Source organism: Streptomyces sp. WAC 01529, from assembly GCF_003945545.1.
Taxonomy (GTDB): Bacteria; Actinomycetota; Actinomycetes; order Streptomycetales; family Streptomycetaceae; genus Streptomyces; species Streptomyces anatolicus.
The window spans coordinates 1,107,042-1,132,863 of the sequence record NZ_CP029617.1; the positions used below are offsets into that span (position 1 = coordinate 1,107,042).

General features: G+C 71.4%; 27 protein-coding genes. 10 read left to right on the forward strand and 17 right to left on the reverse strand.

Annotated elements, in window-relative coordinates:
- Positions 1 to 6 precede the first annotated feature (6 nt).
- Both DMA15_RS04930 and DMA15_RS04935 read right to left on the reverse strand, forming a co-directional pair.
- A complete protein-coding gene (locus tag DMA15_RS04930) occupies positions 7 to 390 on the reverse strand; it encodes a DUF3037 domain-containing protein (protein ID WP_125511436.1) in 384 nt (127 codons plus the stop codon).
- Entirely contained in the window at positions 387 to 1,178 is a 792-nt protein-coding gene (locus tag DMA15_RS04935; RefSeq protein ID WP_125511437.1) for a HipA family kinase, read from the reverse strand. Before DMA15_RS04935 ends, DMA15_RS04930 begins: the two co-directional genes overlap by 4 nt.
- Positions 1,179 to 1,270: 92 nt before the next feature.
- Here DMA15_RS04935 and DMA15_RS04940 point away from each other — a divergent pair, with 92 nt between their 5' ends.
- Positions 1,271 to 1,732: a Rieske (2Fe-2S) protein gene (locus DMA15_RS04940; protein ID WP_125511438.1), complete on the forward strand. Its 462-nt coding sequence runs from the start codon at positions 1,271 to 1,273 to the stop codon at positions 1,730 to 1,732.
- Here DMA15_RS04940 and DMA15_RS04945 read toward each other — a convergent pair.
- Positions 1,729 to 2,379 carry a cysteine hydrolase gene (locus DMA15_RS04945; protein ID WP_125511439.1) on the reverse strand — a complete coding sequence of 217 codons (651 nt, stop codon included), beginning with the start codon at positions 2,377 to 2,379 and terminating at the stop codon, positions 1,729 to 1,731. The two genes, DMA15_RS04940 and DMA15_RS04945, sit on opposite strands and share 4 nt — an antisense overlap.
- A gap of 200 nt (positions 2,380 to 2,579) precedes the next feature.
- Between DMA15_RS04945 and DMA15_RS04950 the strand changes: the two genes are divergently transcribed.
- The gene (locus tag DMA15_RS04950; RefSeq protein ID WP_125511440.1) at positions 2,580 to 3,047 is read left to right on the forward strand and encodes a pyridoxamine 5'-phosphate oxidase family protein; all 468 of its coding nucleotides are present in this window, start codon (positions 2,580 to 2,582) and stop codon (positions 3,045 to 3,047) included.
- A gap of 75 nt (positions 3,048 to 3,122) precedes the next feature.
- Here DMA15_RS04950 and DMA15_RS04955 read toward each other — a convergent pair whose 3' ends face one another.
- On the reverse strand, positions 3,123 to 4,025 hold the full coding sequence (locus DMA15_RS04955; RefSeq protein ID WP_125511441.1) for a LysR family transcriptional regulator: 903 nt from the start codon (positions 4,023 to 4,025) through the stop codon (positions 3,123 to 3,125).
- A gap of 75 nt (positions 4,026 to 4,100) precedes the next feature.
- Between DMA15_RS04955 and DMA15_RS04960 the strand changes: the two genes are divergently transcribed.
- Complete coding sequence (locus tag DMA15_RS04960; protein ID WP_125511442.1) at positions 4,101 to 5,138, forward strand: DMT family transporter; 1,038 nt, start codon at positions 4,101 to 4,103, stop codon at positions 5,136 to 5,138.
- Between the two features lie 39 nt (positions 5,139 to 5,177).
- Here the strand turns inward: DMA15_RS04960 and DMA15_RS04965 are convergent, their stop codons facing one another.
- A complete protein-coding gene (locus DMA15_RS04965; RefSeq protein ID WP_125511443.1) occupies positions 5,178 to 6,509 on the reverse strand; it encodes an aminotransferase class I/II-fold pyridoxal phosphate-dependent enzyme in 1,332 nt (443 codons plus the stop codon).
- Between the two features lie 81 nt (positions 6,510 to 6,590).
- On the opposite strand from DMA15_RS04965, the gene DMA15_RS04970 reads away from it, so the two are divergent.
- A complete protein-coding gene (locus DMA15_RS04970; RefSeq protein WP_125511444.1) occupies positions 6,591 to 7,301 on the forward strand; it encodes a pyridoxamine 5'-phosphate oxidase family protein in 711 nt (236 codons plus the stop codon).
- Positions 7,301 to 7,942, forward strand: coding sequence for an FMN-binding negative transcriptional regulator (locus DMA15_RS04975; RefSeq protein ID WP_125517313.1), 642 nt, complete (start codon positions 7,301 to 7,303; stop codon positions 7,940 to 7,942). The genes DMA15_RS04970 and DMA15_RS04975 overlap by 1 nt, the downstream gene beginning before the upstream one ends.
- Positions 7,943 to 8,021: 79 nt before the next feature.
- Here DMA15_RS04975 and DMA15_RS04980 read toward each other — a convergent pair whose 3' ends face one another.
- From DMA15_RS04980 to DMA15_RS04990, 3 genes are all read right to left on the reverse strand, one after another.
- A complete protein-coding gene (locus DMA15_RS04980; protein WP_125511445.1) occupies positions 8,022 to 9,005 on the reverse strand; it encodes a DMT family transporter in 984 nt (327 codons plus the stop codon).
- A gap of 151 nt (positions 9,006 to 9,156) precedes the next feature.
- Complete coding sequence (locus DMA15_RS04985) at positions 9,157 to 10,176, reverse strand: EamA family transporter (RefSeq protein ID WP_240660159.1); 1,020 nt, start codon at positions 10,174 to 10,176, stop codon at positions 9,157 to 9,159.
- A 116-nt stretch (positions 10,177 to 10,292) separates the two neighbouring features.
- Positions 10,293 to 10,883 (reverse strand): Clp protease N-terminal domain-containing protein, encoded by a 591-nt coding sequence (locus DMA15_RS04990; RefSeq protein WP_125511447.1) that lies wholly within the window; start codon positions 10,881 to 10,883, stop codon positions 10,293 to 10,295.
- Between the two features lie 194 nt (positions 10,884 to 11,077).
- Between DMA15_RS04990 and DMA15_RS04995 the strand changes: the two genes are divergently transcribed.
- Complete coding sequence (locus DMA15_RS04995) at positions 11,078 to 11,266, forward strand: hypothetical protein (protein WP_030794760.1); 189 nt, start codon at positions 11,078 to 11,080, stop codon at positions 11,264 to 11,266.
- A gap of 198 nt (positions 11,267 to 11,464) precedes the next feature.
- Here the strand turns inward: DMA15_RS04995 and DMA15_RS05000 are convergent, their stop codons facing one another.
- On the reverse strand, positions 11,465 to 12,064 hold the full coding sequence (locus tag DMA15_RS05000) for an NAD(P)H-dependent oxidoreductase (RefSeq protein ID WP_125511448.1): 600 nt from the start codon (positions 12,062 to 12,064) through the stop codon (positions 11,465 to 11,467).
- Positions 12,065 to 12,123: 59 nt separating this feature from the next.
- On the reverse strand, positions 12,124 to 13,584 hold the full coding sequence (locus DMA15_RS05005; protein ID WP_125511449.1) for an MFS transporter: 1,461 nt from the start codon (positions 13,582 to 13,584) through the stop codon (positions 12,124 to 12,126).
- Between the two features lie 218 nt (positions 13,585 to 13,802).
- Here DMA15_RS05005 and DMA15_RS05010 point away from each other — a divergent pair, with 218 nt between their 5' ends.
- Entirely contained in the window at positions 13,803 to 14,273 is a 471-nt protein-coding gene (locus tag DMA15_RS05010) for a MarR family transcriptional regulator (RefSeq protein ID WP_164551694.1), read from the forward strand.
- Between the two features lie 142 nt (positions 14,274 to 14,415).
- Here the strand turns inward: DMA15_RS05010 and DMA15_RS05015 are convergent, their stop codons facing one another.
- Positions 14,416 to 15,285, reverse strand: coding sequence for an IS5 family transposase (locus tag DMA15_RS05015; protein WP_125511451.1), 870 nt, complete (start codon positions 15,283 to 15,285; stop codon positions 14,416 to 14,418).
- 71 nt (positions 15,286 to 15,356) lie between these two features.
- Positions 15,357 to 16,118 carry a putative protein N(5)-glutamine methyltransferase gene (locus DMA15_RS05020; RefSeq protein WP_240659680.1) on the reverse strand — a complete coding sequence of 254 codons (762 nt, stop codon included), beginning with the start codon at positions 16,116 to 16,118 and terminating at the stop codon, positions 15,357 to 15,359.
- Positions 16,119 to 16,621: 503 nt separating this feature from the next.
- Between DMA15_RS05020 and DMA15_RS05025 the strand changes: the two genes are divergently transcribed.
- Positions 16,622 to 17,056, forward strand: a complete 435-nt coding sequence (locus DMA15_RS05025) for an SRPBCC family protein (RefSeq protein ID WP_125511453.1) — start codon at positions 16,622 to 16,624, stop codon at positions 17,054 to 17,056.
- 129 nt (positions 17,057 to 17,185) lie between these two features.
- Here the strand turns inward: DMA15_RS05025 and DMA15_RS05030 are convergent, their stop codons facing one another.
- The 3 genes from DMA15_RS05030 to DMA15_RS05040 form a co-directional block, all read right to left on the reverse strand.
- Positions 17,186 to 17,761: a PadR family transcriptional regulator gene (locus DMA15_RS05030; RefSeq protein WP_164551695.1), complete on the reverse strand. Its 576-nt coding sequence runs from the start codon at positions 17,759 to 17,761 to the stop codon at positions 17,186 to 17,188.
- A 299-nt stretch (positions 17,762 to 18,060) separates the two neighbouring features.
- Entirely contained in the window at positions 18,061 to 18,771 is a 711-nt protein-coding gene (locus DMA15_RS05035) for a hypothetical protein (protein ID WP_125511454.1), read from the reverse strand.
- Positions 18,772 to 19,626: 855 nt separating this feature from the next.
- Entirely contained in the window at positions 19,627 to 20,031 is a 405-nt protein-coding gene (locus tag DMA15_RS05040; RefSeq protein WP_125511455.1) for a hypothetical protein, read from the reverse strand.
- Positions 20,032 to 20,194: 163 nt separating this feature from the next.
- Between DMA15_RS05040 and DMA15_RS05045 the strand changes: the two genes are divergently transcribed.
- Positions 20,195 to 21,016, forward strand: coding sequence for a PhzF family phenazine biosynthesis protein (locus DMA15_RS05045; protein ID WP_125511456.1), 822 nt, complete (start codon positions 20,195 to 20,197; stop codon positions 21,014 to 21,016).
- Positions 21,017 to 21,095: 79 nt separating this feature from the next.
- On the opposite strand, the gene DMA15_RS05050 is transcribed toward DMA15_RS05045, so the two are convergent.
- The gene (locus DMA15_RS05050; RefSeq protein WP_125511457.1) at positions 21,096 to 21,896 is read right to left on the reverse strand and encodes a type II CAAX endopeptidase family protein; all 801 of its coding nucleotides are present in this window, start codon (positions 21,894 to 21,896) and stop codon (positions 21,096 to 21,098) included.
- 166 nt (positions 21,897 to 22,062) lie between these two features.
- On the opposite strand from DMA15_RS05050, the gene DMA15_RS05055 reads away from it, so the two are divergent.
- Complete coding sequence (locus tag DMA15_RS05055; RefSeq protein WP_125511458.1) at positions 22,063 to 23,898, forward strand: substrate-binding and VWA domain-containing protein; 1,836 nt, start codon at positions 22,063 to 22,065, stop codon at positions 23,896 to 23,898.
- 21 nt (positions 23,899 to 23,919) lie between these two features.
- Here the strand turns inward: DMA15_RS05055 and DMA15_RS05060 are convergent, their stop codons facing one another.
- On the reverse strand, positions 23,920 to 25,440 hold the full coding sequence (locus DMA15_RS05060; protein ID WP_125511459.1) for a glutamate--cysteine ligase: 1,521 nt from the start codon (positions 25,438 to 25,440) through the stop codon (positions 23,920 to 23,922).
- Positions 25,441 to 25,822 lie beyond the last annotated feature (382 nt).

The following is a 25,822-nucleotide window of genomic DNA, read 5'->3' on the forward strand; positions in this document are numbered from 1 at the left end:
GACGCGTTACCTCACCAACAGCTCCAGGAGACGGTTCACCTCGGCCTCGGGGTCCGCCGTGAGGCCGGTGTGCACCGGGCCCGGCTGGACGACCGTGGAGCGCGGCGCGATGAGCCAGCGGAAGCGCCGCCCCGCGTCGTCGCGCTCGGCCTGCCCGGCGGCCTCGCCGCCCTCGCAGATCCGCTCGACGGCGCCGAGCGCGGCCTTGACGCCGGCGACGTCGGCCGCCGGGTCGAGCGCGAGCAGCTTGTCCTCGTCGAGGTGGGTGCGGGCGGCGACGAAGGCCTTGGCGCGGCAGTAGACCACGACGCCCGCGTTGAACTGCTCGCCGCGCTCCACGCGCGGGACCACGCGCACCAGCGCGTACTCGAAGACGTTCCGCTCGGTCACTTGGTGGCACCCTCCGGCCGCGGTCCGCCGAGGGCGATCCGTTCGTGAATGGTCTTGGCGCGCGGCAGCAGCGCCGCCACATAGGCGCGGCGCACGTCGTCAGGGCCCGCGAAGCCGGGTTCGTCGACCAGCCACGCGTCGGGCACCTGGGCGGCGACCTCGGTGAGCACTTCCTCGGTGACGAGCGGGGCGAGTTCGGCGGCGGCCGACGCGACGTCGGGCCCGTAGGGGGCGAGTACGTGGTCCGAGGCGTCGTACGGCCGGCCCGTCGCGGTCTCGACGGTGCGCCAGTTGTGGTGCCAGATCAGGCTCGCCCCGTGGTCGATCAGCCACAGGTCGCCCTGCCACAGGAGCAGGTTCGGGTTGCGCCAGGACCGGTCCACGTTGTTGATCAGGGCGTCGAACCAGACGACGCGTCCCGCCTCGGCCGGGTCCACGTCGCAGGCGAGCGGGTCGAAGCCGAGCGCACCCGAGAGGAAGTCCATGCCGAGGTTGAGGCCGCCGCTGGACTTCAGGAGTTCCTGCACCTGCTGGTCCGGCTCGCCGAGGCCGATCACCGGGTCGAGGAGGATCTGCACCAGCCGGGGCATCCGCAGCCCCAGGCGCCGCGCCAACTCCCCGCAGATCACCTCCGCGACGAGCGTCTTGCGGCCCTGTCCCGCGCCGGTGAACTTCATGACGTACGTCGCGTGAGCGCCGTCGGCGTCGGTCGCCTCGACCACGCCCGGCAGCGATCCGCCCTCCCGCAAGGGCGTGACGTAGCGGACCGCGGTGACTTGGGTGAGCATGTGCCCAGGTTACTTCCGGATCCGATGCTCCCGATCACCGGGAAATCGCCCGGCGGTTGAACGCGGCGGACGGCGGGTTCGTACCACCCGGCATGACGACTTCCGAAGAAACCGTCTCCGGGCCCCGCCGCCGCACCGTCGTGGCCACTATGGGTGCCGCGGGGATCGCCGCCGCCCTGACCGCGTGCGGCAGTGACGACAAGGATGACCAGGACGACTCCGCACAGGCGGGCGCGCAGGCCCCCGAGGGCGGCGCGGGGGCCGCCGGGACCGTGCTGGCCAAGACGGCGGAGATTCCCGTGGGCGGCGGCAAGATCTTCAAGGACGAGGGGGTGGTGGTCACCCAGCCGACCAAGGGCGAGTTCAAGGCGTTCTCGAACTTGTGCACCCATAAGAAGTGTCCGGTGACGAGCGTCGAGGGCGGCACCATCAACTGCCCCTGCCACGGCAGCAAGTTCGACATCACCGACGGCAGCGTCAAACAGGCCCCCGCCCCCGCGCCGCTGCCCGCGGCAGAGATCTCCGTGGACGGCGACTCGATCAAGCTGGCCTAGCTAGATCGGGCGCGGCGCGGCCGCTTCCAGGCGCCGAGCACGTCCTCCGTACTGGTGATGGTGGCGACGAGCGCGAGGGTGTTGCGGATCATCGCGGGGGTGTAGTCGGCCGGCACCCCCGCGATGGCGTCGGCGGGCACGACGGCGGTGTAGCCGAGGTTCACGGCGTCGAACACGGCGTTGGGGATGGCGACGTTGGCGGAGACCCCGGTGACCAGGAGGGTGCGGCAGCCGAGATTGCGCAGCAGCGGGTCGACATCGGTCCCGGCGAGGGGCGAAAGGCCGTGCAGTCGCCGTACGACGAAGTCCTCGTCGGCCACTTCGATCGGCGGCGCGATCCGCACGGCCCGGGTGCCCGAAAGCTGCTGCACGGGGAGGCGTTCGGCGGCGCGGAAGAGCCGGGCGTTGTGGCTGGCCCCGCGCCCGTCGGGCCGCCGCTCGGCGACGGCGTGCAGGACCTGCACGCCGCTCCGGTGGGCCGCGGAGACCAACCGCGCGACGTTGGCGAGGGCGCCGGACGACCGCGCCTCCTTGGCGAGTTCGGGCAGCGCGCTCTCGGTGCCGACGACGCCCTGCTGGCACTCGACCGTCAGCAGCGCCGTGGTGGCCGGGTCGAGGATCTCCCTGAGCTGTTCGTACGACGGCATGGCTCCCCCTGTCGCGCTCGTGCCGGACACCCGGGCACCGGTGGGCGACCGGCCGACTCCCCGGAATCCGCGCGAGGTTAACGGCCATTGCGTCACGAAGGAAGAGCCCTCATCCTTTGCTGACGCCCAGTCAGCCAGGCGCGGGACGCGAGCAGTATGCGAAACCCAGGCAGTATGCGGGACACCACTCGGGAGGACACATGGCCGTCACACAGCGCCGGGGCCGCAGGATCATGATGACGCCGGAGGAACTCGACGCGTTCCTCGCCGCGGAGCGCACCTGCCGGGTGGCTACGGTGTCCGCCGACGGCGCCCCGCACGTCAGCACGCTCTGGTTCGCCTGGGACGGCACCTCGCTGTGGCTGTACTCGATCACGCGCAGCAAGCGCTGGGCCGATCTGCGCCGGGACCGGCGGGTCGCGGTGGTGGTCGACACGGGCGAGGAGTACGGCGAACTGCGCGGCGTCGAGCTCTCGGGCACCGTGGAGTTCGTCGGGGAGTCCCCGCGCACGGGCGAGCCCTGCCCCGAACTCGACGTCCCCGAGCGGCTGTTCGCCCGCAAGCTGTTCGGCCTTGACGAGATGCCGCACGACGGCCGGCACGCGTGGCTGCGGCTCACTCCGGACACGATCGCCTCGTGGGACTTCCGCAAGCTGGCGGGGCTATAGCCGTCCTCCGGGAGCCGGGCGGGCCCCGGCCGCCTCCCGCCCCCTACCTCAGCCCCGACCCTCTTTCAAAGCCCCCTACCGCAGCCCCGCCCCCGCCCCCCGCAGCGCTTCCACCGCCGCCCTGATCGACGGCCGCCGATCCGCGTCCGCCCGCCACACCACGTACACATGGCGCCGCACCCGGTTCCGCACCGGGACCGTGCGCACCCCGGCCGGCATCGGGTCGCGCCCCAACCGCGGGGCCACGCAGACACCGAGGCCCGCCGCGACCAGCGCGAGCTGGGTGTGGTGCTCCTCGGCTCGGTGGGCGATACGCGGCTCGATGCCCTTGCCCCGCAGCGTGAACATCAGCCACTCGTGGCAGAACTCGCCCTCCCCCCAGGTGATCCACTCATCGTCCGCGAACTCCTCCAGGTCCACTTCGGCGCGGTCCGCGAGCGGGTGCGCGGCGGGCATCGCGACATCGGCGGGGTCGTCGAGGAGGGGCGCCTTGACCAGGCCGTCCGGGATCGGCAGCGGCTTGTTGTACCAGTCGAGGACGACCGCCATGTCGATGTCGCCACGCACCACCGCCGCCACCGCGGGCGTCGGCTCCAGCTCGTGGCAGCCGACCCGCAGCCCCGGGTGGTCGGCGCGGAGCGCGGCGAGCGTGGCGGGCAGCAGGCCGCGCATGGCGGTGGGGAAGGCGGAGACGCGCAGCTCGCCGACGGCCTTGCCGCGCTGCTCCTCCAGGTCGGCCTGGGCCAGCTCGACCTGCGAGAGGATCCGCGCGGCGTGCTCGGCGAGCAGCCGTCCCGCGTCGGTCAGGCGCACGCCCCTGCCGTTCTTGGCGAGGAGCTGCTGGCCCACCTCCCGCTCCAGCTTCGCCATCTGCTGCGAGACCGCCGACGTCGTCACGTGCAGACCCGCGGCGGCCCCGCTGACCGAGCCGTGCCGGGCGAGGGCGTCGAGCGTACGCAGACGCTCCAGGTTCAACATGTAAGCGATGCTACGCGATACAGCGCAAGAAAACTCGCTTGTACTAAGAGATCACCAAGGCGCATCGTGGAGCGCATGAGCACCCCACCCTCCCCCACGGCTTCCCCCACGCCCTCCGCCCGCCCCGCCCTCGACTGGCGTGTCCGCTTCGGTGTCCTGTCGCTGATCTGGGGCTTCAGCTTCCTGTTGATCAAGGTGGGCACGGAGGCGTACGCGCCCTTCCAGGTCACCCTGGGGCGGCTCGTGTTCGGCACGGCGGTGGTCGCCGCCGTGCTCGTGGTGAAGCGGGTACGGCTGCCGCGCGGGACCCGCACCTGGCTGCACCTGACGGTGGCGGCGCTCCTGCTCAACGCCCTGCCGTTCTCCCTGTTCGCGTACGCGGAGCTGACGATCCCCTCCACGCTCGCCGGGATCTGCAACGCGACATCGCCCCTGTGGGGCATGGCGCTCTCGCTGGTCGCGCTCTCCGAGGACCGCCCGACCCGGCGCCGTGTCGCGGGCCTCGGCATCGGCTTCCTCGGGGTGCTGACGGTCCTCGGCGCCTGGCAGGGCTTCAGCGGCCTCGACTTCGGGGGCACGGCGATGGCACTGCTCGCCTCGCTCAGCTATCCGATCGGCTGGATCTACGTCCGTCGCACCCTGGCCGGATCGGGCCACTCGAACCTCTCCCTGACCGGGGCACAGCTGCTGCTCGCGACCGCCGAACTTGCCGTGGTGACCCCGCTGTTCACCTCGTTCCCGACCAGTTTCCCCGTCGTGCCGCTGCTGGCGGTCGTGGCGCTCGGCGCCCTCGGCACGGGGCTCGCCTTCCTGCTTCAGTACGCGCTGGTCTCCGAGGTGGGCCCGACCACCGCCCAGATGGTCACGTACTTCATTCCGGTCATCGCGACGGCCGCGGGCGTCGCCCTGCTCGGTGAGTCCCTGAGCTGGTCGACACCGGTCGGCGCGGCGATCGTCCTGGCGGGCGCGGCGCTCACCCAGTCCCGGCCGCGCGGGGCACTCACCGGGACCCGCCCGCGCGCAGGACTCGGCCAGCCCGAGCCGGGCGCGGCACTCGACCAGCCCGGGCCGGGCGCGGCGGCGGCCCAACCTGCGGCGGCCGAACGCCGGTAACCACCGGCCAACGGTCACCGCCCCACAGGCCCCGCCCCGTCACCCGTAACGCCGCGCCGGAGCGGGCCCGACAGCCGAGGCGACCGCGTCCGCCACCGGCACGATGTCCTCGTCGGCGAGCACCGACACGGTGATGCGCACCCCGAGCTGGGCGCTGAGCCGGAACCGGGCCCCCGGAGCCACCGCCCACCCGGCGTGCAGCAGCCGCGCCACCGCCCCGGTCTCGTCCGGAACAGGCACCCATACGTTCATGCCGCTGCGCCCGTGCGCCGGCACCCCCCGCTCGGCGAGCGCCGCGATGAGCGCGTCCCGGCGCCGCCCGTACGACGCCGCCACCGCACCCGGGTCCAGCGCGCCGTCGGCCCAGAGCCGCACCACGGCGCGCTGGAGCAGGAGGCTCACCCAGCCGGGGCCGAGCCGCTGGCGCCCTTGCACGCGGTCGAGGGTGACGGGGTCGCCCGTGAGGACCGCGAGCCGCAGGTCGGGCCCGTACGCCTTGGCGGTCGACCGCGCCAGGGCCCAGCTGCGCGTCACCCCGGCGAGCGGGTGCAGCGGTACGTCGACGATGCCGTGGCCGTGGTCGTCCTCGATGAGCAGCACCTCCTTGTGCGCGGCGAGCACTTCGCGCAGGGCACGCGCGCGTGGAGCGGTGACGGCGGCGCCCGTGGGGTTCTGCGCGCGGTCCGTCACGATGACCGCGCGGGCGCCACCGGACAGGGCCCGCTCCACGTCGGCGGGGAGCGGCCCCTCGTCGTCCACGCCCACGGGGACCGCGCGCAGCCCGAGGGCCGAGACGAGATCGAGCAGGCTGCCCCACCCCGGGTCCTCGACGGCCACCGCGTCGCCGGGCTTGAGATGGGCGGCGAGCACCCTCTCGATGGCATCGAGCGACCCGGAGGTGACGGCGATGGGCCCGGCGGGGACACCCTCCGCGTCGAACGCCACGCGCGCGTAGCGCTCCAGTTCCGGGTCCACGGCCTCTTCCCCGTAGAGGACCGGCGCCTCGTCGCTCTGCGCGGCGGCCGCCGCGAACGCGTCGGCGAGCGGGGGCAGCAGCGCCGGGTCCGGGTTGCCCTTGGAGACGTTGCGCACTCCGGGCGGCGCGTCCACGCGGATCAGCTCACGGGCGGTCGTGGCGGGCTTCGGCCGTACGCGGCTTCCGCGCCGCCCCGCCGTCTCGATGACCCCGCGCTCGCGCAGGGTGCGGTAGGCGGCCGCCACGGTGTTGGGGTTCACGCCGAGACGGGCCGCCAACTCCCGCATGGGAGGCAGCAGTTGCCCCGGTTCCAGGCCGCCCTCCCCCACGGCACGCTCCACGCTGGCGGCGATTTCGGCTGCGCGTCGCCCCTCGATCGGATACTCTCCTAGCACAAAACAGAGTATGCACTAGTGCAATCCAAACGGCAAACGCAGTAAGTACACGGGCATACGCAGCACGTACAGGGAGAGGCCATGCAGACGCCGCCGACCACCACCGACACCGCTTCGCCGGACAGCGCCGCCTACGCACCGACCGACCGCACCGTCCCCACGCGCGCGCGGGATCGCGCCTCGTACGACCGCGAGACGGTGCACGCGATACTCGACGAGGCCTACGTCTGCCATCTCGGGTTCGTCCGGGACGGCTCCCCCGTGGTGCTGCCGACGCTCTACGGCCGCGTGGGCGAACGCCTGTATGTGCACGGTTCGACGGGGTCCCGCCCCCTGCGCATGGCGGGCCGCGCCCAGGAGGGGCAGCAGGACCCGGGCCTCCAGGTCTGTCTGACCGTCACCCACGTCGACGGCCTCGTCCTGGCCCGCTCCGCCTTCCACCACTCGCTCAACTACCGCTCGGTGGTGATCCACGGCACCGCCCACCAGGTCACGGATCCCGAGGAGAAGCGGACCGCTCTGAACGCGCTCGTCGACCACGTCGTGCCGGGCCGCTCCACCGACTCGCGCCCCGCCAACGCCAAGGAGCTGGCGGCGACCGCCGTACTCAGCCTCGACCTGAACGAGGTGTCGGCGAAGGCCCGCACAGGCGACCCGAACGACGAGCCGGAGGACATGGACCTCCCCTACTGGTCGGGCGTGGTCCCGCTGCGCAAGGGTTACGACACCCTGATCCCCTCCCCCGACCTCGCGCCCGGCATCAAGGTCCCCGACTACCTCGCCGGGCAGTGATGCTGATCCACCCCTGGGACGCCGCCCGCACCGACACCGAGTGGCAAGAGTGGCTCGCCGCCCACGACTTCGGCCAGCTCGCCGTGAACGGCCTGCCGGGTGAGCCGCCGCACGTCCAGCCGCTCCATTTCGCGTACGAGCCCGAACACGGCCCGCACGGCCGGGCGCTGACCCACCTGGCGCGCCCGAACCCGCTCTGGGATGCCCTGGAGGCCGACCCCGAGGTGCTTCTGAGCGTCGTCGACGACTACGTGTTCGTGCCGGGCCCCTGGCAGGCCCCGCCGGACGGCCCGACCGAGCACGGCACACCCACCAGCTTCTACGCCGCCGTCCAGCTCCGCTGCACCGCGCGCGTGGTCGACGATCCCGAGGAGAAGGCCGACATCCTGAAGCGCCAGGTCGGCCACTTCCAGCCGGACGGCGGCTCCGCGCGCGCCGCCGCGGGCGAGGCACCGTACGGCCGGCTGCTCCCGGGTATCCGTGCGCTGTGCCTCGACGTGACCGACGTACGGGCGAAGTTCAAGTACGCGACCCACAAGCCGGAGGAGGTCCGGCAACGGGTCGCGGCGGGGCTCGCCGAGCGCGACGGCCCCGGCGACGCGGCCGCCCTGGCCCATCACCTCCGTCGCCGCGAGGGGTGAGCGGGGCGGGCGCGCGCCCCCGCGCACCCGCCCCCCAACTCCCGGTACCGGAACCCGTACCGTCACCCGCGCGCGACCGCTACACCGCCGCCGCCTCCCTGCGCGCCGCGACCACCCCCCGCGCCTCCGCGACCGCGAGTCCCGTCACCGCGGCCAGCATCAGCACCGTGCCCGCGACCGTCGCCACCGTCAGTGCCTCGCCGAGCAGCGCGACCGCGATGACGGCGGCGCTGACCGGCTCCAGGAGGGTGATCACGGAGACGGTCGCGGACCGCACCACGGCCGCCCCGGCGAAGTACAGCGTGTAGGCGACCGCTGTCGGCACGGCCGCGATGTACAGCAGATAGAGGCCCACGCGCGCGGGTTCGACGGTGTGCGGCACAAGGCCCTCCGCACCGGCGAGCGGCAGCAGGCAGAGCGCGACGACCGCGAACGACCAGACGGTGTTGTCCGCCGAGTCGGCCCCGCCGTCCCGGCCCCAGCGCCGCGTCAGCAGCGTCATCGCGGCGTAGGCACCCGCGGAGACGAGCCCCCAGACCACGCCCACCGGCCGCACGGTCGCGCCCCCGCCACCGAGGACGAGCACCACGAGCCCGGCCAGGGCGCCGACGACGGCGACCACCCCGCCGCGGCCCAGCCGCTCCCCGAGGGTGAGCCGCGCGCCGAGGGCGATGAGGACGGGCCCGGAGCCCATGGTGACGACGGTGCCCACCGCGAGGCCGGTCGTCTCGACGGCGGCGAAGTACGCGGTCTGGAACACCGAGAGGGCCACGCCCGTCACGACGATCCGCCGCACCCTGCCGCTCCGGCGGTCGGCCTGTGTCTTTAGCTGGGCGGCATACGACTCGTACGGCTTCGCCCGGCGACGCGGCCGCACCACGCGCACGCCGAGCAGCAGGACGAACCCGCCCGCGCACCGCCAGAAGGAGAGGCTGACCGGCCCCATGTCACTGGCCTGGAAGACCAGCGCGGCGGCGGCACCCGCGGTGCCCCAGGCGGTTCCGGCGACGATCAGATAGAAGAGGCCTCGCCCGACGGGCAGGCCGAGTACAGCGTTCGACACGTGAGTTCTCCGCAGCAGAGAAGGATGTTCTGGCTCCGTCTGCGGGCAGCACCGTTCCGCCCGGCCACCGGCCTGGGCGTGATCCGTGAGTGCCCCGCGCTAGGCGGCGGGGGGCGGAAGAACGAGTGCTCGTGACTTCATGATCCGCACACTAGGTCGCACCGCCGCTGCGCGACAACTCCGTTTCGGGATCCGGGACCCGGGCCTTCACGGCACGCTCGGCGGGCGCGGACGACTGGGCGATGAACGCGCCCGCGAGGACGACCGCGCCCCCGACGAGCTGCGGCGCGGAGAGGTGTTCGCCGAGGACCACCCAGGCCAGTACGGTCGCGATGACCGCTTCGAGGCAGGCCACGACACCGGCCACCTGGGGCGAGAGCCTGCGCACGGACAGCACCCCGGTGACGTATGCGACGACCGTCGCGATCAGCACGATCCAGCACAGCAGGAGCCAGGCGGGAACGTTCGAGCCGTTCAGGTCCGCGCCGCCCGCGAGCACCGACCAGTCCATGCCCCAGGGCCGCGCGACGACGGTCAGCACGGCGGTGCCGACGAGCAGGCCGTACGCGATGACGCCGAGGGGGTGGGGGGCGTCGTCGCCCGCGTCGCTGCCCTGGTCGGACAGGACGAAGTAGCCGACCTGGCAGCAGGCCGCGCCGAGGGCGAGCAGGAGGCCGACGGCGTCGAAGCGCAGGCCGGCCCAGACCTCGACGACGCAGGCGAGTCCGCCGACGGCGAGCACCACGCCGAGCGCGGCCGCACGCGTCACCGACCGCCGCTGCACGAAGCGCACCCAGCCGAGGACGAGGGCGGGCGCGAGGTATTCGACGAGGAGCGCGACGCCGACGGGGATGCGGGAGAGCGCGGCGAAGTAGCAGGCCTGGACGCCCGCCACGGCGAGGAGGCCGAACCCGGCGAGCAGCGCGGGCCTGCTCCGCGGCAGCCGCCGGTGCCGCCAGGCCACGGGCAGCATCACCAGGGCGGCGCCCGCCACCCTCAGCCACACCACGTGCAGGGGGGCGAGGCCCGCTTCGATCAGCGGTTTCGCCGCGACGCCGGAGCCACCGAAGGCGACCGCCGACAACAGGGCGAGCCCAAGACCGAGGCCTCGGCCCCGATGCTCCTGGCCCGCCTTGCCCTCCTGAATCCCCTGAGACGCTTGCACCGGCACATCATGGCAGGCGGTGTCATGAGCGTCGTCCCGCCTCATGCCTGTCTCAGTCGGCGGACGCCACGTGCCCGCCGAGCCGCTTCCGGGGCTGCTCGCGACGGCCTTTCCGGCCTCGTTCAGCCCGCCGAGCTGTGCCCGCCCGCGAAGCCGTGGCCTCCGGCGGCGTACTGCCGGCATCCGGCCTCCACGCGACGCAGCAGGACCTCGACGTCGACACCGGCCCGCCCCAGCACCTCGACCGCCCGGCACTCCGGGTCGGCGGTGAGCCCGGCGAGCAGGTCCATGCCGAGGGCCCGCGGATCCCCCCGCACCTCGGCGCGCTCCAGCGCCACGTCCATCGCCGAGACGGCGGCGGGCGACCAGCCCGCCTCTTTGTGGTCCTTGTGGTCCTTGTGGGCCGCCACCACCGGCACGGCCCCGGAGTCCTCGACGGTGCCCTGCCACTGGAGGCCGTAACCGATGCTGCGCTGCACGAGGTAGCCGAGGAGGCGCACCACCTGCGCGCCGTTCTCGAAGACGGCGCGCACCTCGGGGTCGGTCTCCAGGAGGGAGTGCAGCAGATGTGCGGTGTCGATCTGCCGGTCGCCGTCCCGCACCGCCCGGCGGCGCGCGCCGGCCACGACCGATGCCAGCTCCGCGCTGAGTCGGGAGTCGAGTCCTGCTCGGGTCGGGTCCGGTTCGGCGCCCGGCGGAGTACGGCTTTGCACACTCCCACCCCATCAATCCCCGGTGGCATATGCATCGGCGGCGGGAAGCATCTTCGCGTCCGACAAAGGGTGGGCACGCATGGGTGGGTTGTCCTCCTTACGGATGAGATCCGACCGGCCCGCCCCAGCCGCGCGCGCCGCCTTGCCTCGCGGCCGGAGCGCAACCCCCGCGCGGGTTCGGGCGTCTCACTTGCATGGAGAGCAGGTTCTGGATGGTCGCCCTGCCGGCGGTCGACGGCAGGCAGTACGTGTACCGGGTGTACGCACCCGACGACGCGCTGCCCGCCGACCTGTTCTGGGACGCCTGGCACTGCCACGACGAGAGCCCGTTCCCGCGGGCCTCGGATCTCTTCGACGCGGCGGTGATACGACGGGTCGGCTAGGCCGTGTCTTAGAAGGCGCTTCTGTGCGGGGTGGATCGCCAGGGCGAGGTGGGGGCAGCCAGCAGAATCATCGGCGGGCGGGGTATAGGGCTGGATGACTACACGGGACTGAGTCGCCCCGCTGCTTTCTGGAAGGGCCGCGATGAGCCGATGGAGGCGGGGCTGCGGGCCCGGCTTTGGGGTCGGGCCCGCAGCTCTTTAAGCCTGGTAGGGGTTGGTCGTGCGGGCGTCGCGGAGTGCGGTGGCCCACCAGGCGAGTTGGTCGAGCTGTCCCTTGGCTGCGGCTTCACAGGCGGTGTCGAACGGGCGGCCGTTGTCGTCGAAGCACTCGCGGATGTTGTGGAAGCTGACCGTGTTGCGGATGGTGTGGGCATGGAGCTCGCCGAGGATCAGGCTGAGGTGCTCGGCGGCGCGGAGGCCACCGGAGATGCCACCGTAGGAGACGGCCGCGGCGGGCTTGGCCCGCCAGGCGGCGGGAACGAGGTCGATGGCGTTCTTGAGGGCGGCGGGGATGCTCCGGTTGTACTCCCCGGTCACCACCACGAACGCGTCGGCCTGCTCGATGCGTTCGTCGAACGCGGTCACTCGCGGGTCGGGGACGGTGAAGTCCATGACGGCGGGCAGGTCGGTGGTGGCCAGGTCGATGAGGTCGAGGTCCATGTCGGGGCGGGCACGGAGAATGTCGGTGTACCAGTTGGTGACGGTGGGGCCGATCCGGCCCACGCGGGTGCTGCCGGTGATCACCGCGACGCGCAGCGCCGGGGCGGGGGCGGCGGTCGACGGCTGGAGGGTAGTCATGAAGGGACTCCTGGTAGGTGAGGGGGCGGCAGGTTGCCGCCGCCTGGAAGGGTTTGCGGTCAGCGGGTGGGTTGGGGGGTGCGCGCGGGCTCGGGGGCGGGTGCGGGCCGGTGGTTGATGAGCGCCATGACGAGGAGCGCGGAGGCGGTGAGGATCGCGGCGCCGGCCCAGGTGGCGGTGGCGAAGCCGTGCGCCATGCCTGCGGTGCGGGCTCCGGGGTGGCCGCTGAGGTAGGAGGCGGTGGAGCTGGTGGCGATCGTGTTGAGCAGGGCGGTGCCGATCGCGCCGCCGATCTGCTGGCTGGTGTTGACCAGGGCGGAGGCGACACCGGTGTCCTGGGGGTCAACGCCTGCGGTAACCAGGCCGAAGACGGTGGTGAAGGCGGTACCGAGACCCAGGCCGAGCAGGAGCATGCCGGGCAGGACCACGGCCGCGTAGGAGGTGTGGGGGGTGATCTGGGCGAGCACGGCCATTCCGGCGGCGGCGACCAGGAGCGCGGGAGCCATCAGCGAGCGGGCGGGCAGGCGGGGGGCCAGGCGGGCGCCGATCTGGGTGGAGCCGGCCACTGTCGCCACTGACATCGGCAGGAACGCGAGTCCGGTCTGCAGCGGGCTGAAACCCTTGACGACTTGCAGGTAGAACGTGATGAACAGGAACATCGCGAACATGCCCGCGACTGAGAGCAGCATCGCGAGGTAGGCGCCGCCGCGGTTGCGGTCCAGGACCACGCGCAGGGGAAGGAGAGGGGCCTTCACCCGCTGCTCCACCAGCACGAACACGATCAGCAATACCAGCGCCAGGGCGAACAGCCCCAGCGCGCCGGCGGAGCTCCAGCCGTTCTGCTCGGCCCGGGTGAAGCCGAAGACCAGCGCGGCCAGCCCGCCGGTGGCCAGCACCGCGCCAGGCAGGTCGAGCCGTGCGGCGCGCGCGGTCGCGGTGGACCTGTCGGTGATGTAGGCCAGCGCGCCCACGACTGCGACGACGGCGAAGGCGATGTTGACCAGCAGCGTCCAGCGCCAGCCCCAGTACTGGGTCAGCAGACCGCCCAGCAGCAGACCGATCGCCCCGCCACTGCCGGCCATGGCGCCCATGACACCGAACGCCTTCGCGCGTTCGCGGGTCTCGGTGAAGGTCAACGCGATCAGTGACAGCACGGCTGGGGCCAACAGTGCGGCGAAGACACCCTGCAGGGCGCGGGCGCCGAGCAGCATCCCCGTGTTGACCGCGAGGCCGCCGAGGGCGGAGGCGGCGGCGAATCCCGCAGCGGCGGTGATGAAGACGGGCCTGCGGCCCCAGCGGTCGCCGATGCGCCCGCCCAGCAGCAGGAACCCGCCGAAGGTGAGGGCGTATGCGGTGATCGTCCACTGCCTGCTGCTGTCGCCGAAGCCGAGCTCCCGCTGGGCGGACGGCAGTGCGATGTTCAAGATCGTGCTGTCCAGCACGATCATCAGCTGCGCGAGGCAGATGACCACCAGTGCCTTCCAGCGCCGGGGGTCTACCGGGACTTCTGTGCCGGACATCGGGCTTTCATCCTCTCCTCGAACTTACTTCCACGATGGAAGTAAACCTAAGGTACTTCCATCGTGGAAACAAAATCGGGTTAAGGTGGCCTCTCCGCAGTTCCGCCGACATGCCAGGAGTATCGGTGCCTGATCAGCCACCGCCCGGGACCGTCCCCGGCGCGCAGCCGCCCCCCGGCAACCCCTGGGGGGCAGAACCGTGGCAGGGGGGTTGGCTGATGAGCCGGCTCCGCGCTCACGACCGCGACTGGACCGACCTGCGCCGCCAGCACGCCGACCGGATGGGCCTGCATCCCACCGACGCCTACGCGCTCTACGAGATCGCCCTGCACGACCGGCAGAACCAGCCGCTGACCGCCACCCAGCTCAGCGACCGGCTCCGTCTGTCACCGGCCGCCACCTCGGCCCTGCTCAACCGGCTGGAGAAGGGCGGGCACATCCACCGCGGCCGTGAACACGACGACCAGCGGGTCGTCACCCTGCGCGCCACCGACGCCTCCAAACGCCGCGCCGAGGACTCCTTCGCCCCCGCCAACGCGGTCATCCAGCAGATGACCGACCGGTACCCGCCCGCACTTCGCCAGCAGATCGAGGCATTCTTCGACGACCTGCACGCCACGCTCCAAACGGCCCTGGCCGCGGATCACGCGACGGAAGCCGCTGCCTCGCCTGCCGATCACTCCCGCTAGCAACACCGGCTCATTGACACCCGCACTGCGGCTTTGCCGCTGTCCGGCGCCAGACCAGGGCGGCGCCAAGGCGAACAACTCCGGTCGGTTCGTCGACCTGGCCGCGGCCGCAGTGATGCGTGGGAACCTCACCTTCGACAGGTCAAAGCCACTCGTAGATCGCAGCGACGAGAACGGTTGCTTCGAATCGGACCGCGAGCTTGTCGAACTGGGTGGCCACCGCCCGGTTGCGCTTGAGCCGGTTGATCCCGCACTCGACCGCGTGCCGGGCCTTGTAGTCCTCGCGATCAAAGGCCGGAGGCCGTCCGCCGGCCTTCCCCAGCCGTTTGCGGTGCGCGACCTGGTCGGCAGGCTCCGGGATCGTGCAGCCGATTCCCCGTTTTCGCAGGTAGGCCCGGTTGGCGCGGGAGGAGTACGCCTTGTCGCCCCGCACCCGCAGCGGGCGGACACGAGGACGGCCCACTCCGGTGCGCGGGACCCGGATGCCTTCCAGCACGGCGGTGAACTGAGGGCTGTCACCACGCTGACCTGCGGTGACCAACAACGACAGCGGTCGATGACCTTGCTCACAGGCTAGATGGATCTTGGTTGTGAAACCGCCGCGGGACCGGCCCAGTCCGTGGTCTTCCGGCTCGGTGCGGGTTCCGCCGGGGGCTTCCTTCTGGGCCTTTCCGTCGCGGCGGGCACCCGCAGCGTGCTGATGGGCCCGGCAGATCGTGGAGTCGACGTTGGCCTCCCACGTGATCAGCCCTGCCTCATCCGCGCGGGCCTGCAGCCGGGTCAGCAGCTCGGGCCAGGTGCCGTCACGCTGCCAGCGGCGGAAGAGCCCATAGACCGTCTGCCACGGCCCGTACTCTGACGGAAGATCCCGCCACGGAGCACCAGTCCGCACCCGCCACCGAATCCCGTCGATCAGCCTGCGTTGGCTCAACGACGGCCGCCCCAACACCGCGACCGGCAGCAGCGGCTCCAGCACAGCCCACTGACCATCAGAAAGATCCCCTCGCCCCACACCGCGATCATCACAGCGCAGGGCGAGCGACGAAGCCCACTTCTAAAACACGGCCTAGCCGGAGCCCGTCCTCACCCGCTTGCGCGCCGGGTGCCGATGACGACCGTCGCGTACAGCTCCTCGTCCTCGACGACCCGCGCCACGAGGCCCGCCCGCTCGACGGCTCCGACGGCGGCGGGCACCTGCCCCTCGCTCGTCTCGAAGAGCAGATGGCCACCGGGCGCCAGCCACTCCGGCGCCCCCGCGGTCACCCGGCGCAGCACGTCGAGTCCGTCGCTGCCGCCGTCGAGCGCGACCCGCGCCTCGTGGACACGGGCCTCGGCGGGCAGCAGGCCGACCTCGCCGGTGGGGACGTAGGGGACGTTGGCGAGCAGGACGCCGACGCGGCCCCGGAGCGTGCGGGGCAGCGGGGCGTAGAGGTCTCCCTCGTAGACCTCTCCCCCGGCGGCGGCGACATTGCGGCGGGCGCAGCGGACCGCGGCGGGGTCTATGTCGGCGGCGTGCAGCTCGACCCGGTCGAGGCCCGCGGCGAGCGCGGCTCCGAGGGCGCCGGAGCCGCAGCACAGGTCGACGACGACGGCCTCACGCCCCGCGAGCGCGGCGGCCTGGGCGACGAGGAATTCGGTCCGGCGCCGCGGCACGAAGACCCCGGGGTCGACCTCGATCCGAAGGCCGCGGAACTCCGCCCAGCCCAGGACGTGTTCGAGGGGCAGCCCAGCCGCCCGGCGCTCCACCATGGCGCGGATCTCGACCGGGGTGCGCGCGGTGGAGAGGATCAACTCGGCCTCGTCCTCGGCGAAGACGCACCCGGCGGCGCGCAGCGCCGTGACCACGGAGGCGGGGTCCGAAGGAGAGGGAGAGGGAGAGGGAGAGGGGGGCGCCTGGGAGGAGGAGAGCGCCTGAAAAGACGTCTGGAGAGAGGAGAGCGCCCGCGAAGCGGGAGGAGATGAAACCGACATGCGACGAAAAAACCTTCCGGGATCCCGATGGGGCTCCCTCGGATTCACCTATGCCCGGTGAACCGCGCGGTCGCGAGGAGGAAGCACCCGACCTGCTACTGCGGTAATGGGTCTCACCTCCAAGGCGCGTCGCCTGCGTCCGTCACAGGGCAGGGCAACACTACCCCACTCCGTTCAAGGGCGACGAAGTACGAGCGCCCCAGCCCACCTCCGGAGTACCGCAGCCCACCCCCGGAGTACCGCAGCCCACTCCCGTAGTGCCGTGCCCGCCCCCAGCCCTGACGGTTCATCAGTATTGAATGTTCCAGGACCTGCGGCTACGTTCCGCGACACCGTAGCTGCGGCCGTCGCAGCACCCGACGACAAGGGGTGGCCGCATGGCCGAAGTCAGCGCGGAAGCACGGATGGAGGCGCCCGCCGAGAAGGTCTGGGCCCGGCTCACCGACTTCTCCTCGTACGGCGAGTGGAACGCCACCCACACCAGCTTTCCCCAGGGCGCCCCGACCACCCTGGAGTTGGGCGGCACCTTCAGGGAGAACATGAAGCTGATGGGCTTTCCCGCCGAGGTCGACTGGACCGTCGAAGACCTGGCTCCCGGCCGCACGCTGGCCATCGCGGGGAAGGGTCCGATGGGCGTCCACGTCTCCACCCGCTACACGCTGAGCCCTGACCTCGACGGCACCGGCACGCTGGTCCGCATCGACGGGGAGTTCACCGGCGCGGCCGTCTCCCTGATGGCGGGGAAGCTGAAGGACTCGGCGACGGCCGCGCTGAACGAGTCGCTGCGCAAGCTGGCCGCCCTGGTGACCTGAGCCGCGAAGCCACCGCACCAGCGGCCGCGCACCGCGTGCACCATCGCGCACCGCCCCGAACGAACGAGGCGCCCCGCACACATGGTGCGGGGCGCCTCATCCACGACGGGAGCATCGCCCCCGGCCGCGTCAGTCCTCATCGGCGAGGATCAGATACAGCTTCTTGCGGGCGTCGTTGATGACGGAAACCGCCTTCTCGCGCTGCTCCTTGCTGCCGGTCTTCCAGACCTGGCCGAACGCCTCCATCAGACCGAACCCGGCCTGCCGGATCTCGTTCACCGTCTCCCAGTCGACCCCGCGCCCGGCCTCTTCCCAAGGCGCTTCGGGCCCTTCGTCGGCCGCCTCGCGACCGGCGTCGGTGAGCGAGAAGAGCTTCTTGCCACCCTCGCTGGCGCTGCTGATCAGGCCCTCGTCCTCCAGGAGCTGGAGGGTCGGGTAGACCGAACCGGGGCTGGGCTTCCACGCCCCGCCGCTGCGCTCGGCGATCTCCTGGATCATCTCGTAGCCGTGCATGGGGCGGCTCTTCAGGAGGGCGAGGATCGACGCGCGTACGTCACCGCGCCGCGCCCTGCCCCGCGGACCACCCCGCCCACCGCGACCACCCCAGGGACCACCGGGTCCACCGGGCCCCCCGAAGCCGGGGCCGAACGGCCCGAACGCACCACGCCGGGCTCCCCGCTCATGTGCAAAACCGTGGGAACGCATAACGATCACTCCTTCAGTACGATCATCGAACAATCGCGAATCTATCGCGATGCGTCAACGATATATCGGAAGAGTTCGTCTGGCAATCCCCTGATGTCCCGCCTCACTGAACTTTGACCGGTCCCACAAACGGGTTGTTCAGAGCTACGGCTCCTCGACGGAGCCGGGTGGCGCCTCAGTCTGGGGAGTCGTCGAGGCGAGCAGCTTGTGCAGCTTGCGGACTGCAGCAGTGACTGCAGCGACAGCCACCGTTGCGGCAGCGCTTCCCAGAAACTCCGGCGCCGCGGCAGTGAGGAGGCTCATGACCGGGGGTCCACAGTCTGCGCAAGGCGCCGGTCGAGCTCGGCTGCGAGGCGGCGGACCTTGCGCCTGACCCGTTCTCCCACAATCGATGGTTCGGCTGCACCTGCGTACAGAGCTGCCTCCGTCCACGTGGCCACCTGCGGATCGACCCACGCCATGGCGATGGCCCGCTCGGTCGGCAGCAGTGCCCTGATGAGCATGGCCAAGCGGGCATTTTCCGGATCGTCCTCGGCCGTGCAGGTGACCGTGGCGGCTGAGGTCTCAGCGGCCAAGTCATGGAGAGTCAGGCCACTGCCCAGTGGTGCGTCGAGCATGAGCACTCGCCCATGACGGGTGCGGCGACGCCACACAGGTGTCAGGTGCCGGTGCTCGAGCTGGGCATCGGCACGCAGGCGTGCCACAGCGGCCTCATCAAGGCGCATGCCGTGATGCAAGGGCTGGACCCAGTCACCCAGCAAAGCCGTCGATACAGCCTCCGTCCAACGGGGGCTGCGCCATAGCCCCAGCACATCGGTGGCGAAGTGCTCCAACTGGTCGTTGAGGCCCGACAGCGCCGCCTGGCGTGCCTCCAGCGCCCGTACAGCCGAAGAGCGCTGCACCACTTTGTCGCTCAATGCGATCAAGGAGGCGAGTTGCTGGGGGCTCTCGCACGGGGAGTAGTTCTTCGGATCAAGTGCGCCCACTGTGCCGTCCCGGTACACGGTCACGGTCGGGGAGACGGTGGATCCGCCAGGGCCATAAATGAACATCCGGGCGAGGTCGTCGCCTTCACCGGGGTTCAGAATGCGAACGGTGACTAGCCGTGCCGACGAGCGGAGACGTTCCAGGGCTTCGCCTCGCCGACGGAGTGGAAGCTCTGGCCGGCTCGCTAGGTGGTGCTGTTCCGCCGAGGATGCGGACCCACCGTCCGCTCGAAGGCGCTGGGCATCCGACGGCAGGCGCTCAGGGTGGGCCGGAGGCGTGACAACGGCGCAGGCGGGCCGAGCCGTCGGAGGGAGAGGTGCAAGCAGGGACCGAATCACCCTGAGCGGGGACTGTAGCGCGGTCGGCCAACTCGCATCGAGCCATCCGCCGTCTCGCGCATCAAGCCCCGGGCTCGACTTGGAGGGCGACCATGCCGCAGCTAGCACGAACGCCATCAAGGCGGTCAGCTTTGTGCTGCCACACGCCCACGGTTGACGCCTCTCCCCACGGTGACCTGGCCGTCGTAACAGGCACGTTGACTGTTCACTGCCCACGGCAGACGCTTGAGGCTGCAGCAAGGATGCTGCAGCGCGAGCCGCACGACTGGACGCCCACCAGTTGGCGCCGCTGACTGTGACCACGAAACCGCTCCTCCTATGTGAAAGGCTTCCTCTCCTCGGGAGCGGCAGACTGCCCGACCGACAAAAAACTTCAGCAACAGCGGTGTGGCGTACATCACGTGGCGGCTCGGGGTCCATCCGACCGGCCGTGAGCTGAGCGGCAGCGGGGCCCGTCAAAGTCCGGTGAGATCGGTCAAGGTTCAGTGAGACAGGGCGCCTGGCCCTGCCTCCCGCCTCCTGGGTACGCCGCCGACCCCCCTACGCGAGGTCGTGCTCCAGGGTGTAGAGGGCATCGTCCAGGTTGAAGGTCAGCGTCCCCTTGGCTGCCTCGACCGTGTCGCTGCCGAGGTGATCGTCGGCGTCCGGGAAGTCGTCGGCGTACAGGGACACCGTGTCGCCGGTCTTGGCGAGGCGGTCGACCGACCTGATCGTCGGGGCGTCGCGATCACAGCGGAGGGTGTCGGCGGAGTTCCAGACCGTCCGTCCGTTGATCTGGAGGTAGACCCTGTCCCCGCTCGTCGCGTCCTCGTTCTCGTGGCAGGTGAGCGTGTGCAGATTCACGGGCGCGGCGAAGTCGCCGGGCCTGGCCGCGGCGGTCGCGGGGCCGGTGACCGTGGCGACCAGGGCGATGGCGCCACCGATGGCCGGCACGGCCCTGCCCATTGAAGGGATCTTCTTCATGGTCGGCTAACGACCAGCTCAGGCCTTGGTGACTGCACAGGACCGGAAGGCCCCGCCCACGGCCGCTGCCCGGCAGCCACCAGCAGTCCAGTGACCCGGCATTGGCCTTACCGCGACGGCTCCGCGGCCCTCTACGGTCAGCGGTATGCCGACTTCCCACCGCATCCGCGTCGTCGACGCCTTCACCGACCGCCCCTTCGCCGGCAACCCGGCCGGGGTCCTGCTGCTCGACGCCTTCCCCGATGACACCTGGCTGCAGCACGTGGCCAGGGAGGTCAACCACGCCGAGACCGCCTTCGCCCACCGCCTCCCCGAGGGCGGCGAGGCGGACTGGGCGCTGCGCTGGTTCACCCCGGCCACCGAGGTCGACCTGTGCGGGCACGCCACTTTGGCCACCGCTCACGTCCTGCACACCACCGGCGCCGCCACCGGCCCCGTCCGCTTCGCCACGCGCGGGGGCATCCTCACGGCGACCGCGCACGAGGACGGCAGCCTCACCCTCGACTTCCCGACCGCCCCGTGCACCGCGACCGACGTCCCCGAGGGCCTCGCCCAGGCCCTGGGCGCCGAGCCGCTCGGCGCGCACAGCACCCACGGGCACGTCGGCGACCTGCTGGTCGAGCTGGCCGACGAGAAGACCGTGCGGGCGCTGGCCCCGGACCACAAGGCGCTCGTCCCTTACGCCCGGCGCGGCATCATCGCCACGGCCCGCGCCGAAGACCCCGCACGCGGCTACGACTTCGTCTCCCGCTGCTTCTTCGCAGGCCTCGGCATCGACGAGGACCCCGTGACGGGCAGCGCGCACACGGCCCTCGCCCCCTTCTGGTCCGAGCGCCTCGGCCGCACCGAACTGACGGGACTCCAGGCCTCGGCCCGCACCGGCCTGGTCCGCACCGAGCTGCACGGCGACCGCACCTTCCTGACGGGCCGCGCGGTCACGGTCATCGAGGGCGAGCTGCACGCCTGACGGCACGGCCCCCCATAGAGGACGGCACCCCTCTTCCCCTACAGCGCTGTGGGGACGTACGAGAACTCTGTACGTCCCCCTAAGGCGTCGGCAGCCACCCCACCTTCCCCGCGAGCAGCGCATACCCGACGAACGCGCCGATATCCAGCAGCGAATGGGCGACGACCAGCGGCCCCACCCGCCCCCACCTGCGGTAGAGGAGGACGAAGACCACGCCCATCGCCACGTTCCCGAGGAAGCCGCCGATCCCCTGATACAGGTGGTACGAGCCGCGCAGCACCGAACTGCCCACCAGCGCGGCCATCGGCGTCCACCCCAACTGACCGAGCCTGCGCAGCAGATAGCCGACGACGATCACCTCCTCCAGGACCGCGTTCTGCACCGCGGAGAGCACGAGGACCGGGTACTTCCACCACACGTCGGGCAACGCCTCCGGCACCACCGTGAGGTTGAAGCCGAACCCCCGGGCGGCGAGGTAGAAGGCGATCCCGGTGCTCCCGATCACCGCGGCGATCGCCGTGCCGCGCCCCAGGTCGGGCCACGGCCGCGTCCGGTCGAAGCCGATCGTGCGAAAGCCCGCCCCCTCCCTCAGCAGGAGGTGCGCGACGAGTGCGACCGGCACCAGCGCGCTCGTGATTCCGAACAACTGCCACGCGAGATCGAGCCATGGGCGCCCCGGCGCCGCCGACGCGTTCATGGTGGCCGCCTGATCCTTCAGACCACCGGGCTTGGTGACCGAGCCGACAAAGCTGATCAGCGCGGACACCCCGCTCGCGCCGAGCGAGAGAGCCAGCACGAGCAATGTCTCGTCCCGCGGAATCCGCCGCGACGGCCCGCCCGTTGGAAAAGAACCGGCCATCGGTCCCGGCTCCGCTTGCACTACGCCTCCAGTTGAGTAATCCCGCCTCATCCCCCTCCTCGTCCCGCTAGGGTCTCGAAAGAAGTTACGAAAAGCGTGCGCGACAGGCCGAGGGGGAAGGCCGCCGGTTCCGGGCGTACAGCCCCCTCTTTCCTTGCTTCACCGCTCAAGGAGGGGCATCACCGCCATGGGACGTCACAGCTTGCCCGATGAGCACGGGGCGAGCGCGCCCGACCCCCGGTCGCCCGCCCCCCTGCCGCCCGAGCCTCGGCCGTCCGACCCCCGGCCGCGCGCCCGTGGCCGCGCGGTCGCCCTCGCCACGGCTCTCGTTCTCGTGGTCGCGGGCGGCGCGGCGGCGGTCAGCGGCGGTGTGCTCTCCTTCGGCGGTTCGTGCGACGACGACGCCGTACGCCTGGACGTCGTCGCCGCTCCCGATGTGACCCCCGCGCTGCGCGCCGCCGCCGAGGACGCCCGCGAGAAGGAGATCACCTCGGACGGCCACTGCGTCGACGTACGCGTCACCGCGCGCGACTCGTACGAGGTGGCCGACGAACTCCGGGCGGGCAAGGGGGAACCGGAGTACGACGTGTGGGTCCCGGACTCCGACCTCTGGGTGCGGCGCGTCGGCCTCGGCACCAAGCAGACGAAGGTCTCCCCTGCGGGCAACATCGCCTCGTCACCGGTCGGCATCGCCATGCTGCCGTCCGCCGCCAGATCCCTGGGCTGGCCCGAGAAGACGTACGACTGGCCGCGGTTGACCGCCGCCGCCATGGAGGGCGAGGACGTGCGCCTGGGCGCCGCCGACCCGGCGCGCAGCGCGACCGGGCTGCTCGCGCTCGCCAAGCTCGGCGCGTCGGCGAAGAAGCAGGCCGGCAATAAAGGCAAGGAGGGCAAGGAGGGCGACACCAGAGCGGCCGCCCTGGCCAAGGCCCTGTCCGCGCGCACCACCGACACCGACGGCCGCCTCCTGGACACGCTGGCCCGCGACGGATCCGGCGCCGAGCCGGACGGCTCCCGCCGCAACAAGGCGCTGATCCTCTCCGAGCAGGCCGCGTACGCGCACAACACGTCGGCGGGCCGCAGGAGCCGCCTCGACCTGTTCTATCCGAAGGACGGCTCGCCCCGCCTCGACTACCCGTACACGCTGGTCGCCGACGACAAGATGTCCACCGACACGAGCCGCGCGGCGCTGCGCTTCATGACGATGTTCAGCGACGAGGAGGGCCGGAAGATCCTGACGGACCACGGCTTCAGGACCGACCCGGGCCCGCCCTCCAGCAAGCTCGTCAGCGTCGCGGGCGGCCGCTCCCCGCAGCCGTACGCGGACGACGCGTCGGAGCCGCCGTCCGACAGGCAGATCCAGCAGACCCTCGGTATGTGGACGATCACGGTGCAGAACGCCCGGCTCAGTACGGTCGTCGACGCCTCGGAGTCCATGCGCCAACTGGTGCCGGGCCGCGCCCAGTCCCGTATGGAGGTCACCAAGTCGTCCCTGTCGCGGGCCCTCGCGGGCTTCACGGACGAGGACGAGGTCGGCCTGTGGGAGTTCGCCACCCGGCTCGACGGCGCGCGCGACTACCGCGAGCTGCAACCGACCGAGCGGCTCGGCGAGCACAGGGGCGGTGCCACCCACCGCGACAGGCTGTCGAAGGCCTTCAGCGACCTGCGACCCGTGCCGGGCGGGGCGACCGGCCTGTACGACACCACGCTCGCCGCCTACAAGAAGGCCCGTTCGACATATGCGAGCGGCAAGTTCAACGCCCTGGTGATCCTGACCGACGGCGCCAACCAGGACCCCGGAAGCATCTCGCGCGACTCCCTCCTCGCACAGCTGGAGGAGCTGTCCGACCGCGAGCGGCCGGTACCGATCATCGCGATCGCCGTCGGGCCCGACGCGGACAAGGCCGAGGTCGAGCAGATCGCCGCGGCCACGGGCGGTTCCGGCCACCAGGTCGACGACCCGGCGCAGATCCACGCGGTCATCCTCAAGGCCATCATGGAGGCCGGCGGCAACCGGCCCTGACCGGGACCGGCCGAGGCGCCCTCAGCCCCTCGGCACCGCCGGCTCGCGCAGCCCCACCGGCCACGTGTGCACCGGCTCGCCCTCGTGCATCAGCTCGCAGTACCGCTTGGTGGTCGCGGCCAGCGCCGCCTCCCGGCCGAGCCCGCTCTCCAGCGCCCGGTGGTAGGTCGCCGCCTGCCACGAGGCGCCGTTGACCCGCTTCCGGCACCGCTCCTCGATCACCCCGAGATACAGATCCCGGTCGGCGGCCTCCACCCCCCAGGCATCGAGACCGGCGGCCGCGAGCGGCAGCAGCTCATCGCGTACGAGGTCGACGGCCGGCATCTCGACAGTGCCGCCGAGCCTGCCGCGCCGCGGCCACCGCAGCCGGGCGTCGATGCCGTGGCGGCACGCGGTGTCGAAGTTCCGGGCGGCGGCCTCGAAGGGCAGCCGGGACCACACGGGCCTTGCCTCCTCGGCGAGCGCCCGCACGAGTCCGTAATAGAACGCGACGTTGGCGATGACGTCGGTGACGGTCGGGCCCGCGGGCAGCACGCGGTTCTCGACGCGCAGATGCGGGACGCCGTCGGCGATGCCGTACACCGGGCGGTTCCAGCGGTACACCGTGCCGTTGTGCAGGACGAGTTCGCCCAGCTGCGGCACCCCGCCCGCGTCGAGGACGCCCAGCGGATCCTCGGCGTCCATCAGGGGCAGCAGCGCGGGGAAGTACCGCAGATTCTCCTCGAACAGCTCCAGCGGCCCGGTGATCCACCGCTCCCCGAACCAGGTCCGCGGCCGCACCCCCTGGACCTGGAGCTCGGGCGGGCGCGTGTCGGTGGACTGCAGGAACAGCGGCGGCCGCGACTCTCGCCACAGCTCACGGCCGAACAGGAACGGCGCGTTGGCACCCACGGCGACCTGCGCCGCGGCGACGGCCTGGGCCGCGTTCCACACATCGGCGAACCGGCCCGGGGTGACCTGGAGGTGCAACTGCAAGGAGGTGCAGGCGGCTTCGGGCGCTATCGACGCCGAGGTGCAGGTGAGCCGTTCGACGCCCTCGATGTCGAGGGCGAAATGCTCACCGCGCGCCGCCACGATCTGCTCGTTCAAAAGGGCATAGCGGTCCACGTCGGAGAGGTTCGCGGAGACCAGGTCGGCCCTGTTCAGCGTCGGCAGAATACCGATCATGACGATGCCCGCGTCCAGCTCGCCCGCTTTCCTGTGAGCGTAGTTGAGCCCCGTACGCACTTCTTCGGCGAGCTGGTCGAGAACGCGCCCGCCGAGCCGGTGCGGGGCAATGTTCACTTCCAGATTGAACATTCCGAGTTCCGTCTGGAAATCCCGGCTCGCGATGCGTTCAAGAACCTGCGCATTCAACATTCTCGGCAGTCCGTCGGGCCCGGCGAGATTCAACTCGATCTCCATGCCCATCAGATTCCTGGGCCGGTCGAACCGCTCCTCCTCCAACAGCCGCTCCAGCCCCAGGAGGCACGCGCGGAGCTTCCTGCGGTACTCGTTGCGATCGGACAGGTCGAACGCGCCCGCCACGACCTTCTCCCCCATCGAAGGGTCCCTCCTCGCATGGGCAGCCACGGATCAGGCCGCTGTGTACGGGGGATGATGCCCCGGCAATGTGATCGATAACGCCCCACGTCCGTTCGCCGGGCGGTAGGCTCGGTCTGGATTCAGTGAGGCACATTCACCGGGCATGCGGCACGGTGAAGGTTCCCTTCCGAAGAGCCTGGTCAAAAGAGCCGACGGGAATCGGCCGACCGCTCACCTCGTGAAATGCGAGGTCACGGAAGTAACACCCGCGTTAAATCGGGATGAATCCCTCACAAGGACGGCCTGATAACGCCTTGCTCTCAATATCGACCGCGTCTAGATGAAACACCGTTCGAACACGGCTCGTATAAACTCCACAATCTAGGCAGAGAGTTGGCGC